At 66.9% G+C, this 15,039-nt stretch carries 15 protein-coding genes; 13 read left to right on the top strand and 2 right to left on the bottom strand.

What is annotated here, in order from left to right:
• Positions 1 to 19 precede the first annotated feature (19 nt).
• Together OZN62_RS07155 and OZN62_RS07160 are read left to right on the top strand one after the other, a co-directional pair.
• Positions 20 to 1,201 carry a Ppx/GppA phosphatase family protein gene (locus OZN62_RS07155; protein ID WP_269098797.1) on the top strand — a complete coding sequence of 394 codons (1,182 nt, stop codon included), beginning with the start codon at positions 20 to 22 and terminating at the stop codon, positions 1,199 to 1,201.
• The gene (locus OZN62_RS07160) at positions 1,201 to 1,869 is read left to right on the top strand and encodes an RlmE family RNA methyltransferase (RefSeq protein ID WP_269098798.1); all 669 of its coding nucleotides are present in this window, start codon (positions 1,201 to 1,203) and stop codon (positions 1,867 to 1,869) included. The genes OZN62_RS07155 and OZN62_RS07160 overlap by 1 nt, the downstream gene beginning before the upstream one ends.
• Positions 1,870 to 1,890: 21 nt before the next feature.
• Here OZN62_RS07160 and OZN62_RS07165 read toward each other — a convergent pair whose 3' ends face one another.
• Entirely contained in the window at positions 1,891 to 2,526 is a 636-nt protein-coding gene (locus OZN62_RS07165) for a c-type cytochrome (protein ID WP_269098800.1), read from the bottom strand.
• 134 nt (positions 2,527 to 2,660) lie between these two features.
• Between OZN62_RS07165 and OZN62_RS07170 the strand changes: the two genes are divergently transcribed.
• Together OZN62_RS07170 and OZN62_RS07175 are read left to right on the top strand one after the other, a co-directional pair.
• Positions 2,661 to 3,557, top strand: a complete 897-nt coding sequence (locus tag OZN62_RS07170; RefSeq protein ID WP_269098801.1) for a prephenate dehydratase — start codon at positions 2,661 to 2,663, stop codon at positions 3,555 to 3,557.
• Positions 3,554 to 4,042: a GNAT family N-acetyltransferase gene (locus tag OZN62_RS07175; protein ID WP_269098803.1), complete on the top strand. Its 489-nt coding sequence runs from the start codon at positions 3,554 to 3,556 to the stop codon at positions 4,040 to 4,042. Before OZN62_RS07170 ends, OZN62_RS07175 begins: the two co-directional genes overlap by 4 nt.
• Here OZN62_RS07175 and OZN62_RS07180 read toward each other — a convergent pair.
• The gene (locus tag OZN62_RS07180) at positions 4,039 to 5,604 is read right to left on the bottom strand and encodes a tryptophan halogenase family protein (RefSeq protein WP_269098805.1); all 1,566 of its coding nucleotides are present in this window, start codon (positions 5,602 to 5,604) and stop codon (positions 4,039 to 4,041) included. The genes OZN62_RS07175 and OZN62_RS07180 overlap by 4 nt on opposite strands.
• A 96-nt stretch (positions 5,605 to 5,700) precedes the next feature.
• Here OZN62_RS07180 and OZN62_RS07185 point away from each other — a divergent pair, with 96 nt between their 5' ends.
• The 9 genes from OZN62_RS07185 (at position 5,701) to OZN62_RS07225 (ending at position 15,023) form a co-directional block, all read left to right on the top strand.
• On the top strand, positions 5,701 to 6,357 hold the full coding sequence (locus tag OZN62_RS07185; RefSeq protein WP_269098807.1) for a hypothetical protein: 657 nt from the start codon (positions 5,701 to 5,703) through the stop codon (positions 6,355 to 6,357).
• Positions 6,354 to 7,607, top strand: coding sequence for a DUF4350 domain-containing protein (locus OZN62_RS07190; protein ID WP_269098808.1), 1,254 nt, complete (start codon positions 6,354 to 6,356; stop codon positions 7,605 to 7,607). Before OZN62_RS07185 ends, OZN62_RS07190 begins: the two co-directional genes overlap by 4 nt.
• A 5-nt stretch (positions 7,608 to 7,612) precedes the next feature.
• The gene (locus tag OZN62_RS07195) at positions 7,613 to 8,569 is read left to right on the top strand and encodes an AAA family ATPase (protein ID WP_269102124.1); all 957 of its coding nucleotides are present in this window, start codon (positions 7,613 to 7,615) and stop codon (positions 8,567 to 8,569) included.
• A gap of 5 nt (positions 8,570 to 8,574) precedes the next feature.
• Positions 8,575 to 9,933 carry a DUF58 domain-containing protein gene (locus OZN62_RS07200; protein ID WP_269098809.1) on the top strand — a complete coding sequence of 453 codons (1,359 nt, stop codon included), beginning with the start codon at positions 8,575 to 8,577 and terminating at the stop codon, positions 9,931 to 9,933.
• Positions 9,933 to 10,985 (top strand): stage II sporulation protein M, encoded by a 1,053-nt coding sequence (locus OZN62_RS07205; RefSeq protein ID WP_269098810.1) that lies wholly within the window; start codon positions 9,933 to 9,935, stop codon positions 10,983 to 10,985. The genes OZN62_RS07200 and OZN62_RS07205 overlap by 1 nt, the downstream gene beginning before the upstream one ends.
• A complete protein-coding gene (locus OZN62_RS07210; protein ID WP_269098812.1) occupies positions 10,982 to 11,881 on the top strand; it encodes an RDD family protein in 900 nt (299 codons plus the stop codon). Before OZN62_RS07205 ends, OZN62_RS07210 begins: the two co-directional genes overlap by 4 nt.
• Before the next feature lie 85 nt (positions 11,882 to 11,966).
• On the top strand, positions 11,967 to 13,148 hold the full coding sequence (locus OZN62_RS07215; protein ID WP_269098813.1) for a mechanosensitive ion channel: 1,182 nt from the start codon (positions 11,967 to 11,969) through the stop codon (positions 13,146 to 13,148).
• 41 nt (positions 13,149 to 13,189) lie between these two features.
• Entirely contained in the window at positions 13,190 to 13,708 is a 519-nt protein-coding gene (locus tag OZN62_RS07220) for a GNAT family N-acetyltransferase (RefSeq protein WP_269098815.1), read from the top strand.
• A 61-nt stretch (positions 13,709 to 13,769) separates the two neighbouring features.
• Positions 13,770 to 15,023, top strand: coding sequence for a sensor domain-containing phosphodiesterase (locus OZN62_RS07225; protein WP_269098817.1), 1,254 nt, complete (start codon positions 13,770 to 13,772; stop codon positions 15,021 to 15,023).
• Positions 15,024 to 15,039 lie beyond the last annotated feature (16 nt).

Below are 15,039 nucleotides of genomic sequence, written 5' to 3' on the forward strand. Positions count from 1 at the left end.
AGATTATTGGAATACGAAAATGGCGGATATCAATCCGCCGGACCGACGCGAAAAGGCCAGGAACAAGGCGCCCGAGGGGCAAGAGCGGCGCCGCAAGAACACCAGAGGCCACAACAGCAGATCCGGCGAGAAAAATGGGGGCAGGCCGCAGGAACCGCGGCAATGGCGGCGCCCTCCGCACAAATCCTACAGGCAGGCCTACGCAGCCATCGACCTCGGCACCAACAACTGCCGCTTGCTGATCGCGCGCCCTGCCGACGAGAACTTCGTGGTGATCGACGCCTTCAGTCGCGTGGTGCGGCTGGGTGAGGGTCTGGCCCAGACCGGCCGGCTGTCCGACGAGGCGATGGACCGCGCGCTGGGCGCGCTGAAGGTCTGTTCCGACAAGCTGCGCAAGCGCAACGTCCACCTCGCCCGGTCCGTGGCGACGGAGGCATGCCGCCGCGCCAGCAACGGCGAGGCCTTCATCGAGCGGGTACGCGAGGAAACCGGCATCGTGCTCGACATCATCAGCGCGCAGGAGGAAGCCCGCCTGGCCGTGCTGGGCTGCCACATCCTGCTGGAAGACGGCATCGGCCCGGCGATCATCTTCGATATCGGCGGCGGCTCCACCGAACTGGTGCTGATCGAACCGGGCGCACCCGTGCCGCGCATCCTCGACTGGCAGAGCGTGCCGTGGGGCGTCGTCTCGCTGTCGGAAACCGTGGGCAAGGAACCCTCGGACAACCAGGGCCGTCTCGCGCGCTACGCCAAGATGAAGCAACTGGTGCTCGACAGCTTCGCCGAATTTGCCAAGCGCATCGACCAGCACAAGGCACCCGAACAACGCCTGCTGGGGACCAGCGGCACGGTGACCACGCTGGCCAGCGTGCACCTTGGCCTGCCGCAATACGATCGCAAGGCGGTGGACGGACTGATCGTGCCGTCCGCATCCATGCGCGAGATTTCGCAGCGCCTGTCCGGCATGTCGCCGGCCGAACGCAGCCAGCTCGATTGCATCGGCGCTGACCGGGCGGACCTGGTGGTAGCGGGCTGCGCCATCCTCGAGGCGATTCTCGACATCTGGCCGGCCGAGCGCCTGGGCGTGGCGGATCGCGGGATTCGCGAAGGTATCCTGCGCAGCCTGATGGCCGCCGACGCCGAAGGTGCGGAAGCGCAGGCCGCGCTGCGTCGCCTGAAGCAAGGCGGGGCAGTGAACTGATGGCCCGCGCCGGACAGGATTCGCAACGGCGGCTGAAGACCGCGAAGAAGCGCAAGGCGAGCAGCCAGCGCTGGCTCGAACGCCAGCTCAACGACCCCTACGTGAAGCGCGCCAGGGACGAGAACTATCGCAGCCGCGCGGCCTTCAAACTGCTTGAACTGGACGAGCGATTCGGCCTGCTGAAGGGTGTCGAGCGCGTGGTTGACCTGGGCATCGCGCCGGGCGGCTGGGCGCAGGTCGTCCGCCGCAAGGCGCCCAAGGCGGCCATCGTCGGCATCGACATTCTGGAGACCGAGCCGATCGAGGGCGTCGAGATCCTGCTGATGGATTTCATGGACGATGATGCCCCGGCCGCGCTGACCGCCGCGCTCGATGGTCCGCCAGACCTCGTCATGTCGGACATGGCCGCCAATACCGTTGGCCACAAGCAGACCGACCACTTGCGCACCATGGCGCTGGTGGAAGCGGCGGCGTGGTTCGCGGTGGAAGTGCTGGCACCGGGTGGCGCCTTCGTGGCCAAGGGCTTTGCCGGGGGTACCGACAAGGAACTGCTCGACCTGCTGAAGAAGCACTTCAAGACGGTCAAGCACGCCAAGCCACCCGCCAGCCGCAAGGGCTCCAGCGAGTGGTACGTTGTCGCTCAGGGATTCAAGGGGCGCGAGGACTAGCCTCGCGCTTCGGCGTGTCGCTTATTCCGGCGTCGACATTTCGGCGGTCGGGTTTTCCGAACCGTCGGTAGCCTCGGCAGCCATCGCCGCGGCATCTTCCGCGTCGACAGCTTCGCCTTCGGCTTCCGGTGCCGGCGGGGCGGGCAGGTCCGGACCGCCGCCGTAATCGCGCATGTAGAGAATCACGTTGGCACGTTCTTCAGCGCTGGACAGGCCGGCGAAGCTCATCTTCGTGCCATTGGCGAAAGCGCGCGGGCTGGACAGCCAGGCGTCCATGTTCTCGTAATCCCAGTTGCCGCCCTTGTCGGCCAGCGCGCTGGAATAGGCGAAGCCCGCGGCATGGCTGCCGATCGGGGTGCCGAGCACGCCGAACAGGTTGGGGCCGATACCGGTCGCGCCGCCCTGCTCGATGGTGTGGCAGGCGATGCACTTGGCGAACACCGCGGCGCCAGCTTCGGCAGACCCGGTGTTGAGCAACTCGGCCAGCGACGGGCCAGCGTCTGCCACGCCGCCTTCTTCGGCAGCTTCGATGATATAGCCGAACTCTTCGACTTCGGGGTTGTCCGCGTGGAAAACCTTGGAGGTGATCGAGGTGAGGCCCAGCCCCACGATGCCGCTGAAAAGGACCCAGCCGAAGATTGTGTTGGTGTTGCTCATGACCAGTGGTGTTCTGCTCGTGTGGAGGCCAAAGGAATGTGTATCGGGGGGCGCTCTAGTGTGCACGGGCCAGCTACGCAAGGGTGCATGCACGCTTGTCGGCACGCAATCGCCTCGCTACCGCCTTTCGCCCTATGGATTCATACCCCGCTCCCGCTCTCGCGCTGGTCGAGAAGATGCATGCCGCCGCCGCGCAGGACCCGGCGCGCGCCATCGCTTTCCAGGGCGCTCCCGGCGCCAATTCGCACCGTGCGGTGAACGAGTGGGACCCGGCAGCGCTGCCGCTGCCCTGCTACAGCTTCATCGGCGCGATCGAGGCGGTGAAGGAAGGCCGCGCGGCCTGCGCGATGATTCCCATCGAGAATTCACAGGCGGGCCGGGTGGCTGACATCCACTTCCTGCTGCCCGAAAGCGGGCTGTTCATCGTCGGCGAACACTTCCTGCCGATTCACCACGCACTGATGGCGCTGGACGAGGAAGGCCCCTTCGACGCGGCCTACAGCCACCCCCACGCGCTGAGCCAGAGCCGCCACTACCTGCGCGACAAGGGCATCGTGCCGTTGAGCCATGCCGACACCGCCGGTGCCGCCGCGCATGTTGCCGAACTGGGCGATCCATCGATTGCCGCCATTGCCCCGGCGCTGGCGGCGGACCTCTACGGCCTCAAGATCGTGGAAGAGAACGTCGAGGACGCGGAAGACAACACCACCCGATTCGTGGTGCTGGCACGCGAGCCGCTCGATCCCGCATCGCTGAAGGGGCAGGAGGCGATGACCACCTTCGTCTTCGAGGTGAAGAACATCCCCGCCGCGCTGTACAAGGCGATGGGCGGATTCGCCACCAACGGCGTCAACATGACCAAGCTGGAAAGCTACCAGAAGGGCGCCAGCTTCGCCGCCACCATGTTCTATGCCGATATCATCGGCGCGCCGGGCGATCCAGCAGTCGACCGCGCGCTGGAAGAACTGCGCTTCCACTGCAAGAGCGTGCAGATGTTCGGCAGCTACCCGTTGGCGCGCAAACGCGGATGAGCGGGAAGCTGCCTCCCGCGGCCTTTTCCATCGCACCCGATCCGCTGACCGATCCCGCCGTCCTGTCACTGCTGGAGCGACACCTGGAAGAGATGCACCGCTGCTCGCCGGCCTGCAAAGTGCACGCGCTGGACGCGGAGCGGCTGCGCGAACCCAACGTCACCTTCTACGCCGCGCGTCGTGAGGGCGAACTCGCCGCCGTCGGCGCGCTCAAGCGGCTGGGCGGCGGCATGGGCGAGATCAAGTCGATGCGCGCCGCCGATGCCTGGCGTGGCACCGGCGCGGGCGAAGCGATCCTGCTGCACCTGATCGCCACCGCGCGGGCCGAGGGGCTGCGTTGGCTCGGCCTCGAAACCGGGCGGCACGAGGTCTTCGAACCCGCGCAGCGACTCTACGCCAAGCACGGCTTTGCTCCTTGCGAAGCCTATGCCGACTACGTGCTCGACGATTTCAGCATGTGCATGGGGATGGCGCTGGCCGACTAGGCCATTTCCCGCGCGGCGCAATTGCGGGTGATGAATTCCGCATGGGTCGGCAACTGGCTGGCCGCGGCCTTGCACTCGGCGGCGATCTTGCGAATTTCCTGCGCGATCGCGGCCGGGTCGTCGCGGTCGGCCAAGGCATGCACGCCTTGCGGCAGGAAGCGCTGCCCGATCAGCATGGAAGCCCAGCTGCCGATCTGGAACAGGTGTCCGCCATCCACCGCCAGGTGGCCCCGATCGCGCCACACTTGCAGCGTTTCCGCCAGCGTATCGGGCACCTCCATCTCGCGGGTGTAGCGCCAGAACTCCGAATCATCGCGCTCGGTCAGCTTGTAGTGGGCGATGATGAAATCGCGCACCTGCTCCCATTCCAGCTTGGTCCGGGCGTTGAACTGCTGTTGCAGCGAGGCGTCCATGCGCTTGGTCGGGAACAGCTCGACCAGCCGTTCCAGCGCGCTCTGCACGAAATGGATCGAGGTCGATTCGAGCGGTTCGAGGAAGCCGGACGAAAGGCCCACGGCGACCACGTTGCCCACCCATGCCCGCTCGCGCCGGCCGGTGCGGAACTTGATCAGGCGCGGTTCGGCCAGGGTTTCGGCATTCAGCGTCGCCAGCAGGCGTTCTTCCGCCTCGCTCTCGCTGGAAAAGGCGCTGGCGAAGACGTGACCGTTGCCGGTGCGATGCTGCAGCGGGATGCGCCATTGCCAGCCGACCGTGTGGGCGATGCCCTGCGTGTAGGGCTTCAGCCCGCCCTCGGCACGTTTCGTGGGCACGGCCAGTGCGCGGTCGGAGGGAATCCACTTCGACCAGTCGGTCCACGGTTCTTCCAGTTCGCTGCCCAGCAGCAGCGAGCGGAAGCCCGAGCAGTCGATGAAGAAGTCCGCCTCCAGCTTGCGGCCGTCCTCCAGCACCACGGCGGAGACATGGCCGTTCTCGCCCTTGCGCTCGACCCCTTTGATCAGCCCCTCGACCCGCGTGACGCCACGGCTTTCCGCCACCTGCCGCAGGTGCGCGGCATAGAGGTGCGCATCGAAGTGATAGGCGTGGGTATAGCGGTTGCGCAGCTGCTGCTTGTTCGGCCCCGACGGCGCAAAGCGATCCATCTTTGCGGCGTGATAGGCGACATGGCATTCCTGCCAGCTGGGATAGTCGGCGGACTGGTCCGCCTGCCGCCCCACCAGCCACCAGTGGTGCAGCTTCACCAGCGCATCTATCTCGCGCCCCACGGCGCCGAACTGGTGCAGGTACTGATCGCCCACCCGGCCCCAGTTGTGGAACTCGATGCCCAGCTTGAAGGTGCCGTGGGTGTCGATGATGAACTGCCGCTCGTCCAGCTTCAGGAAGCGGTTGAACTTCTGCATCGGCGGAATCGTCGCCTCGCCCACACCGACGATGCCGATGGCCTCGCTTTCGACCAGCTGCACCTCGATATCGCGGGACAAGGCAGTGGCCAGCGTCGCCGCGGCCATCCAGCCGGACGAGCCGCCGCCCACCACCAACACCTTGCCGATGCGTTCTTCACGCGGAGCTTGCAGCGAATATTCCTGGGGCGAGATTTGCGTCATGCGCGCCTTAATGCGGCTTTGTTTCCTCCAGTGCAATCTGGCCTTCGGCCAATACAGGCGTTGCTTCGCACTTCTGCTCGTGCAACCAATGGTTTCGTGACGACGGGCCAGGGGAAACAACCGCTACCGGTGCAAGGCGATGATGTCGCGACAGCCTGGCGTGAACTGCGCGCCGATGGCGACATCCAGTTCTCGCAGATCGACTTGCCCGAGCAGGAACCGCCCCCCGACTGGTTCCTGCAATTCATGGACTGGCTGGCCATGGTCTTCGCCCCGGTCGGGCGGCTGCTGGTCGCCATCTGGCCGGTACTGATGTGGGTGCTGATCGGCGCGGCCGTGCTCGGCGTGGCCTACCTGCTTTACGAGGCCTACGGCCCCGGCTTCAGACGCGGCAAGAAGGCTGAGGCGAGCCCTGAGTGGACGCCGAGGGAACATGAAGCGCTGGCCTTGCTGGAAGAGGCCGACCGGCTGGCCGCGGCGGGCAACTTCGGCGAGGCCACGCACCTGCTGCTGAAACGTTCGGTGGGCCAGATTGCCGAGGCGCGGCCCGACCTTGTCGAACCGTCCAGCACCGCGCGCGAACTGGCGTCCGAACCGCGCCTGCCCGAAGCCGCACGCAAGGCCTTCGCCCTGATCGCCGCCCCGGTGGAGCGCAGCCTGTTCGCCTTGGGGCAGCTTGACGAAGCGGACTGGCAGGGCGCCCGCGCCGCCTATGCCGATTTCGCGCTGGCGCAAAAGGCCGTCTCCGCATGAGCCGCGCGCGCAACCCCTTCAAACCCTCGGCCGTGCTGGCCTTGCTGAGCGTAGGCGCCATCGCCTTCCTGCTGCTGCTCTATGCACTGGGTCAGGGCTGGACCGGCGAAGGCGAGCGGGACGGCGGCAGCCACGCCGCGGCGAACGGCCTCAACGGCTATTCGGGACTGGTCGAACTGCTGAGGGACACCGGTCACAACGTATCGCTGTCACGCAGTCCGGCAGGCTTCGAGGACTATGGCCTGCAGGTGCTCACCCCGCCGAGCTGGGCAGACCCCGAAGAGATCAACGAGATCATCCAGAGCAGGTTCGACAACGACGCAGGGCCGACGCTGGTGCTGCTGCCCAAGTGGATGGCCATGCCCGTTCCCGACGCGCCCGGCGTGGAGGCGGAGGAAGGCTGGGTCGTCCTGGCCGGGGCCTCGTCGCCCGGCTGGTTCGAACAGCTGGCCGTGGCCGAGGGGGCAGAGCTTGCCATCGGCGAGACCGGCGGCTGGCAGGGGCTCGGCAGCAGCGGCGACCTGCCCGACGAGAGCCAGGTGCAGGCGCTGGTCGCCAAGCCTGACGGGCCGATGCGCGTGCTGCTGCAGGACAGCGAAGGCGACGTGCTGGCCGCCGACCTGCGACCGGACCGGGGGGACAAGGACTACGAGCCGTGGCCGGTGATCGTGGTGTTCGAGCCGGACCTGCTCAACAACTACGGCATGGCGGACGAGATGCGGGCGCGCACGGCGCTAGCGCTGCTGGACGAAGCGCGCGACGGGGTCGACATGCCGATCAATTTCGACCTGACGCTGGCGGGCCTCGGCGCCAGCGAGAACCTGCTGACGCTGGCTTTCACCCCGCCCTTCCTTGCCGCCACGCTGTGCTTGCTGCTGGCCGGGCTGGTGATCGCCTGGCGCGCCTTCTGCCGCTTCGGCCCGGCCATTGCCGAGGCGCCCGCCATGGCGCGCGGCAAGCGACAACTGGCCCGCAACGGCGCCGCGCTGGTGCAGCGGGTGAAGCGCTGGCACCTGCTGAAGCAGCCCTACGAGGACATGGTCGGGCGCCGCGTCGCGGCCGCGCTGGGACTGCGCCCTGCCGATCACGAACACCGCGAGCACGCCATCGACGCCGCGCTCGCCCGCCGGGGCCATGATGGCCCGCCCTTCTCCCGCCTCGCCGGTGACCTGCGCGAGGCCAATGGCCCGCGCGACATCATTCGCGCGGCCCGCGCTTTGCGGACATTCGAAAGGACGCTGACCCAATGACGAGCATGACGCTGGAACAGACTGCCGAGCTGGCGAACAGGATTCGCGGCGAAGTCGGCAAGGCGATCGTGGGCATGGACGAGGTCGTCGACCACCTGCTGATCGCGCTGATCGCGCAAGGCCACGTGCTGCTCGAAGGCCCGCCGGGAACGGCCAAGACCTTCCTCGCACAGTGCTTCGCCCATGCCACCGGCATGGAATTCGGCCGCATCCAGTTCACGCCGGACCTGCTGCCGGGCGACATCCTCGGCTCCAACCTGTTCAATTTCCAGACCAGCCAGTTCACCCTGACGCGCGGCCCCATCTTCCGCGAGCTGCTGCTGGCCGACGAGATCAACCGCACGCCGCCCAAGACGCAGGCCGCGTTGCTGGAGGCCATGCAGGAACGCCGGGTGACGCTGGACGGCGAGACCCACGCCCTGTCCGACAACTTCATGGTGGTCGCCACGCAGAACCCGATCGAGAACCAGGGCGTCTACCCGCTGCCCGAAGCGCAGCTGGATCGCTTCGCCTTCAAGCTGCTGGTGCCCTACCCCAGTGCCGAGGAGGAGGCGAAGATCGTCAAGCGCTTCGGCGAGCGCGCCGGGCCGCAGGGGCCGCTCGATTTCGGCATCGAACGCGTGGCCAATGCCGGCCTGATCTCGGCCGCGCAGGAAGCGGTGAAGGACGTCACCCTGTCAGACGAGATCATCGCCTATTGCGTCGCGCTGGTGCGCGCCACACGCGACAATCCCGATCTTGCCAGCGGTGCCTCGCCCCGCGCCGCCGTGCTGATGGCCAATGCCGCCCGCGCCCGCGCCGCGCTGGAAGGCCGCGCCTATGTCATTCCCGATGACGTGAAGGCGCTGGCAACCGCCTGCCTGCGCCATCGCCTGCTGCTGTCGCCCGCTGCCGAGATCGAGGGCAAGCAGGTGGAAGACCTGGTCGCCGGGCTGATCGAACAGACCGAAGCGCCGCGCTAACTCCCGTGCGGGTCCGCATCCCCATCCCCCGGCTGCCGCCGCTGCCCATCGTGCCGACCCCGCGCACGCTGGTGCTGCTGACTCTGCTCGCACCTATCGCGGTGGTGGTGGCGGCGACGGCACCGGCGGCTTGGGTGATCGCCCCGGCGGCAGGCCTGGCGCTGTTGCTGCTGGTGCTGGTCGACGGCTGGCTGGCGGGGAAGCTGGTCAACTTCGCCTATCACGTGCCTGCAGATGCCGAAGTCGGGCAGGAAGCGCATATCCGCGTCGAGGCCGAGATCGAGCGCGATTCCGACGCCGCCCTGCCCGAAGCCGCGCTGGGGTTCGACGCGCGGCTGGGCGAAGGCGGCGCGGCCAGCTTCCTGCTCCAGCCGACGGGCGAGCCGGGCATGTTCGCGGGCCATGGCGTGGCCGTGCCGCAGCGGCGCGGCCCGGGCGAACTGCACGACCTCTGGCTGCGCTGGCGCGGACCGCTGGGGCTGGCGGTGCGGCAGAAGCACGTGGCGCTCGATGCCGGCATCCGCGTCTGGCCGGACCTCTCGCCGGTTCGATCTCCCGTTCTGCAGAGCTTCCTGCGCGATAGCCAGTTCGGCCTCGTCGCCCGGCGCATTCGCGGCGAAGGCACGCAGTTCGAGGCGCTTTCGGAATACGAGCCGGGGATGGACCGCCGCCGCATCGACTGGAAGGCGAGCGCGCGGCACACCTCCCTCTACGCTCGCGAGAACGAGGCCGAGCGCGACAACCAAATCGTCTTCGCCTTCGATTGCGGCCAGTCGATGATCGAGCCGGTCGACGGCCTGCCGCGCATCGATCGCGCGGTGTCCGCCGCGCTCACCGCCGCCTATGTCGCGCTGAAAGGCGGCGACAAGGTCAGCCTGTTCGGCTTTGCCGACCACCCGCAGCTGATGACGCCCTTCGTCACCGACACCCGCGCCTTCCACCGCCTGCAAAGCGCCGCGGCGGAGCTAGACTACACTCCGCGCGAACCCAATTTCACGCTGGCGCTGGCAACGCTGACCGCGCGGCTCAAGCGGCGCTCGCTGATCGTGCTGTTCTCCGATTTCTCGGACCCGACCTCGGCCCAGCTGATGGTCGAGAGCGTGGAACGGCTGGTGCGTCACCACCTCGTCATCTTCGTGACCATGGTCGACACCGAGCTGGAGGAACTGACCACCACGGAGCCTGATACGCTGGGCGATATCGCGGTGGCCGTTGGCGCGGATTCGCTGGCGCGACAGCGGCAGCTGGTGCTCCAGCGCCTGCGCCGGATGGGCGTCAACGTGATCGAGGCGCCCTATGACACGATCGGCTATCGCTTGATCGACCTCTATCTCGAAACCAAGCGGGCAGAGGCGATCGGCTGATGGCGCTGCCCTTCTTCAACCGCTCCAACGAGATCGAGCCGCCTGCCGACATCGAGGCGGCGTCGCTGCGCTCCGACCAGTTCCGGCTGGAGCGCGAGGTCGACTGGCAACGGCTGGACGCCATCGTCACCGCGCTGGAAAAGAACCGCCCGCGCCGCATCAGCGACGAGGACCTGCTGGAACTGCCGGTGCTTTATCGCAAGACCGCCTCCAGCCTCGCCGTCGCGCGCGAGACCTCGCTCGATGCGGCGACGCTCGGCTACCTCGAAGCGCTGGTCCGCCGCGCGTGGTTCCAGATCTACGGGCCGCGCATGGGGCTGGCCGGGTGGCTGCGCCGCTTCCTCGGCGGCGGCTGGAGCCATGCCGTGCGCTCGATCTGGCTCGACATCTGCATCACCCTCGCGGTGATGGTGGCGGGCACGCTGGTCGGCTGGCTGCTGGTCGCGCAGGACAAGAACTGGTTCTACTCGCTGGTCCCCGTCAGCATGGCGCAGGGCCGCGGACCCGGTGCCGATCCGGAGGTGCTGCGGCAGAGCCTCGGCACGACGGACAACGCCGACGGCCTCGGCATCTTCGCCGCCTCGCTGTTCTCCAACAACACCGGGGTCTGCATCATGGCCTTCGCGCTGGGCTTCGCCTTCGGCATCCCGACGCTGCTGCTGCTGGTCTACAACCTCGCCCTGCTGGGGGCGATGCTGTGGGTGTTTGCCGAAGCGGGCCTGGGGTGGGAATTCGCCGGCTGGCTGTCGGTTCACGGCACGACGGAGCTGGGCGCGATCCTGCTGGCCGGTGCCGCCGGCCTGCATGTCGGCCGAACCATGGCTTTCCCGGGTGACCGATCCATCCTCTCCGCCATGCAGTCCGCCGGGGTGCGCGCCGCGCAGGTCATGGCAGGCTGCACCATCATGCTGATCGTGGCCGGCCTGCTGGAAGGCTATGCCCGCCAGCTGGTGGGCGAAACGGCGGCGCGCTTCGCCATCGGCGGCGGCATGCTGGTGCTCTGGGTCGTCTACTTCGCGCTGATGCGCAAGCCGAGGGAGCGCGAGACATGAGCGCGGTGCGGCCCATCCACCCGGTGCTGCAACGCGACCTTTCGAAGCGCGCCCGCACGCTGGTGACGCCCGAAGGGCTGTCGCTGCCCATGACCGTCGGCAGCCGCGGCTCCCGCGCCGGCGCCTTGCTGCTGGACATGCTGTTCCTGGTGATCGGCACTGTCGTCGTGCTGGTCGCCCTCTCCGCTCTCGGCCTCGGCCTGCTCGATCTCGGCGACGAATCCCTGGAAGCCTCGCCGGTTTTGCAGGGATTGCTGATCGTCGTCATCCTGCTGATCTTCCTCTCCCGCTACGGCTATTTCCTGTGGTTCGAGCTGGGCCCGCGCGCGGCCACGCCGGGCAAGCGGCTGGTGGGCCTGCGCGTCGCCGCGCGCGACGGCGGACGGCTGACCGCCGAGATGGTGATTGCCCGCAACCTGGTGCGCGACGTGGAAGTGTTCCTGCCCACCTTCTTCCTGCTCGGCGGCGGACAGAACGCGGGTGTGGCCGGTTTCGCCGCCTTCATCTGGCTGGCGATCTTCGTGCTCTTCCCCTTCTTCAACCGCGATGCCCTGCGCGCCGGCGATATCGTGGCGGGGACCTGGGTGGTCGAAGCCAGGCAGGCCAAGCTGCAGGAAGCCATGTCCCTCGCGCCCGACCGCTCGACCGATTACCGCTTCGGCGAGGCGGAACTGTCCGTCTACGGCGAGCACGAACTGCAGGTGCTGGAAGGTGTCTTGCGGCAGGACCGGGCGGAATCGCTGCGCGAAGTGGCAGAGGCGATCACCCGGAAGATCGGCTGGCAACTGGGTGCCGGAGACGAGCGCGAATTCCTCGAGGCGTTCTACGCCGCGCTGCGCGGGCACCTGGAAAGCAACATGCGCTTCGGCAAGCGCAAGCGCGACAAGTTCTCCTGACCCCGGATTCTACCCACAGGGCGATTATCGCCTTTGACCCTCGTGTGGTATTCCCTTGTCCAATAATAACAACGGGAGGGACACAATGGGTATCGGAAACTACCGTTTCGATCAGGACCTGGCGCTACAGATCCTCGAAAAGATCGGCATGGCGCTAGCCATCCTGGTGATCACATGGCTGCTGGCGAAGGGCGCGAAATGGACCTTTGCAAAGCTGGTCGACAATGTCGGCTTCCTGCAGAAAAGCACCTCTGCCGGCGAAAGCATCGGCGAACAGCTGGGCAAGATCGTCAGCCTGCTGATCTGGCTGCTGGGCCTGCTCGCCATCCTGCAGGTGTTCAGCCTGGGCGGCGTGATGCAGCCTGTCACCACCCTGCTCGATGACGTCATGGGCTTCATCCCGAACATCATCGGCGCCGGCCTGATCTTCTTCATCGGCCTGATGCTGGCCCGCATCGTCCGCGACCTGACGGTGACGACGCTGCAGACCGTGGATTTCGACAAGTGGGTCAATCGCGGGGGAGCGGAGACGCTGACCGGCAATAGCCAGCTGTCGAAGACGATCGGCACGATCATCTACGCCATCATCATCATCTTCGTCTCGATCATGGCGCTGGAAGCGCTCAGCCTGGAAAGCGTTTCGGACCCGGCCAGCGACATGCTCGGCCTGATCCTCGACGCCATCCCGCGCATCATCGGCGCGGCACTGCTGCTGGGCATCGGCTATCTCGTCGCCCGTTTCGTGGCCCAGCTGGCCCGTGAAGTGCTGCCGGGACTGGGCGTCGACCGGGCGCTGACCGATACCGGCGTGCTGCCCACCGGCACCAGCGTATCCAACATCATCGCCCGCGTGGCGCAGATCGCGATCATCCTGTTCTTCGCCATCGCCGCGACGCGCCTGCTCGGCTTTCCCGAGTTGACCGCGATCCTCGACGAGGTGCTGGAACTGGGTGGCCGCGTGGTCTTCGGCGGCGTGGTGATTGCAGTCGGCTTCCTGATCGCGGGCGTGCTTGCCCGCCTGATCGGTGAAGGCAGCCTGGCGGCATCGATCGTCAAGTGGGCGGCCATCGTGCTGTTCATCTTCATGGGCCTGCAGTTCATGGGCGTCGGCCAGGAAATCGTCGAAACCGCGTTCAGCGCACTGGTCATCGGCGGCGCGGTTGCCGCCGCGCTCGCCTTCGGCCTCGGTGGCCGTGACTGGGCGGGCCAGAAGCTCGAACAGCTCGATCGCAAGCTGGGCGGCAAGGAACCGCCGACCGGCAGCTGACTTTACGAGACAGCACCAATCGCGATACGGGGCGCAGGACCATGATCCTGCGCCCCGCTTCATTAGATGATGCCGAAAATCTCGCCCGGCTTGGCCGCGAGAGCTTCTGCCACGCCTTCGAGCACCTCTATCGCGCGGAAGACCTCGCCGCTTTCCTCGAGGAAGCCTATTCGGTGGAGGCCGTGGCGAGGGAAATCGCCGATCCCGGTATCGTGCACCAGTTGACCGAGGATTCGCCCGGCAGCGGCCTGACAGCCTTCATCAAGACCCGGCTCGAAAGCCCCTATGCCGAACATTCGGAGGCCAGGAAGCCTTTCGGCCTTGGGCAGTTATACACCGATCCCGCCCGCACCGGGGAAGGCCTGGGCGCCGCATTGATGGACTGGTGCCTCAATTTCGCCCGTTCGCGCGGCTGCGATGCGGTGCAATTGTCCGTGTGGAGCGAAAACTACGGCGCGCAACGGTTTTACCAGCGCTATGGCTTTGGAAAGATTGCCGATATCGAGTTCTGGGTGGGCGAGCAGTGCGACCACGAATTCCTCTACGAATTGCGCCTCTGAAGCGCATTTCCGGCGCTTAGAGTTAAGAGCGCCTTAGGGCTTTTCGGTCATAGTCGCGGCGATGGGAAACCCCGCCTTCAAACTACCCGCTTTCGACGATGCCCCGGCGCGTCCGCTCGCTGACGAGCTGATCAATGACCCGGCCATCGACCGCATCCTCAACGCGGTGCGCGGCCACCTCGGGCTCGAGATCGCGTTCGTCTCCCGCTACGTCGAGAACGAGCAGCGCGAGCTGACGCATGTCAGCACCGACCTGGAGCTGCCAATGGGCGCGGGTTTCCGCGAAGATCGCGAGGACAGTTACTGCTGGCACATCCTGCAGGGCCGCCTTCCCGAGCTGATCCAGGACCCGGCCGACCATCCGCTGACCGAGAAGCTGGCCATCACCAAGTTCCTGCCGGTCGGCTGCCACGTGAACACGCCGCTGCGGCTGGCGGACGGCACCGTCTGGGGCAGCTTCTGCGCTCTGGGGCGCGAACCCCGCCGCGACATGAACCAGCGCGACCTCGAAATCCTGCAAAGCTTCGCCGGCCTCGCGGGCGAACGGATCGAGGCGAGCCTGTCCGAACAGATCGGGCTGCAACAGGCGCGCGAGCGTGTCGAGGCCATGCTGGATGGGCATGCGGTGACCATGTTCCAGCAGCCGATCCACGAACTCGCCACCGGCAAGCCGGTCGGCGTGGAATGCCTTGCCCGCTTCCCCGATCTCAACAAGCGCGGGCCTGACGCCTGGTTCGACGATGCCGAACGCGTCGGCCTGGGGAACGAGCTGGAGATGACCGCAGTCCGCTGCGCGCTGGAGACGGTTGGGCAAGTACCCGATGGCATCTACGCCGCGATCAACGCCTCACCCGCCACGATCCTGTCTGGCGCGCTGCGGCATACGCTGGAGGAGGCGGGTGCGGACAACCTCGTGATCGAGATTACCGAGCACCAGGAAGTTTCCGACTTTGCGGCGCTGGCGCGCGAGATCAAGGCGCTCAAGCCCTTTTGCCGCATCGCCATCGACGACGTCGGCACCGGTTACGCGGGGCTGCGCCACCTGGTCGAATTGCAGCCCGACATCCTCAAGATGGACATGGTGCTGACTCGCGAGATCGACAGCGATCCGGCCCGGCGCGCGATTACCGCCGCCATGGTCCAGTTCGCCAGTGAAATCGGCTGCAAGCTGGTGGCCGAAGGGATCGAAACCGAGGAAGAACGCGCCGTGATGCAGGACCTGGGAGTGGATTACGGACAGGGATACCTGTTCGCCCGCCCGCTGCCTGTCATCGCCGCGCAGCAACACCTGCTGGGGGTAACCATGGAAGAGTAAGCCTAGCGCCTGACCG

The sequence above is a fragment of the Aurantiacibacter sp. MUD11 genome (assembly GCF_026967575.1).
GTDB lineage: Bacteria > Pseudomonadota > Alphaproteobacteria > Sphingomonadales > Sphingomonadaceae > Alteraurantiacibacter.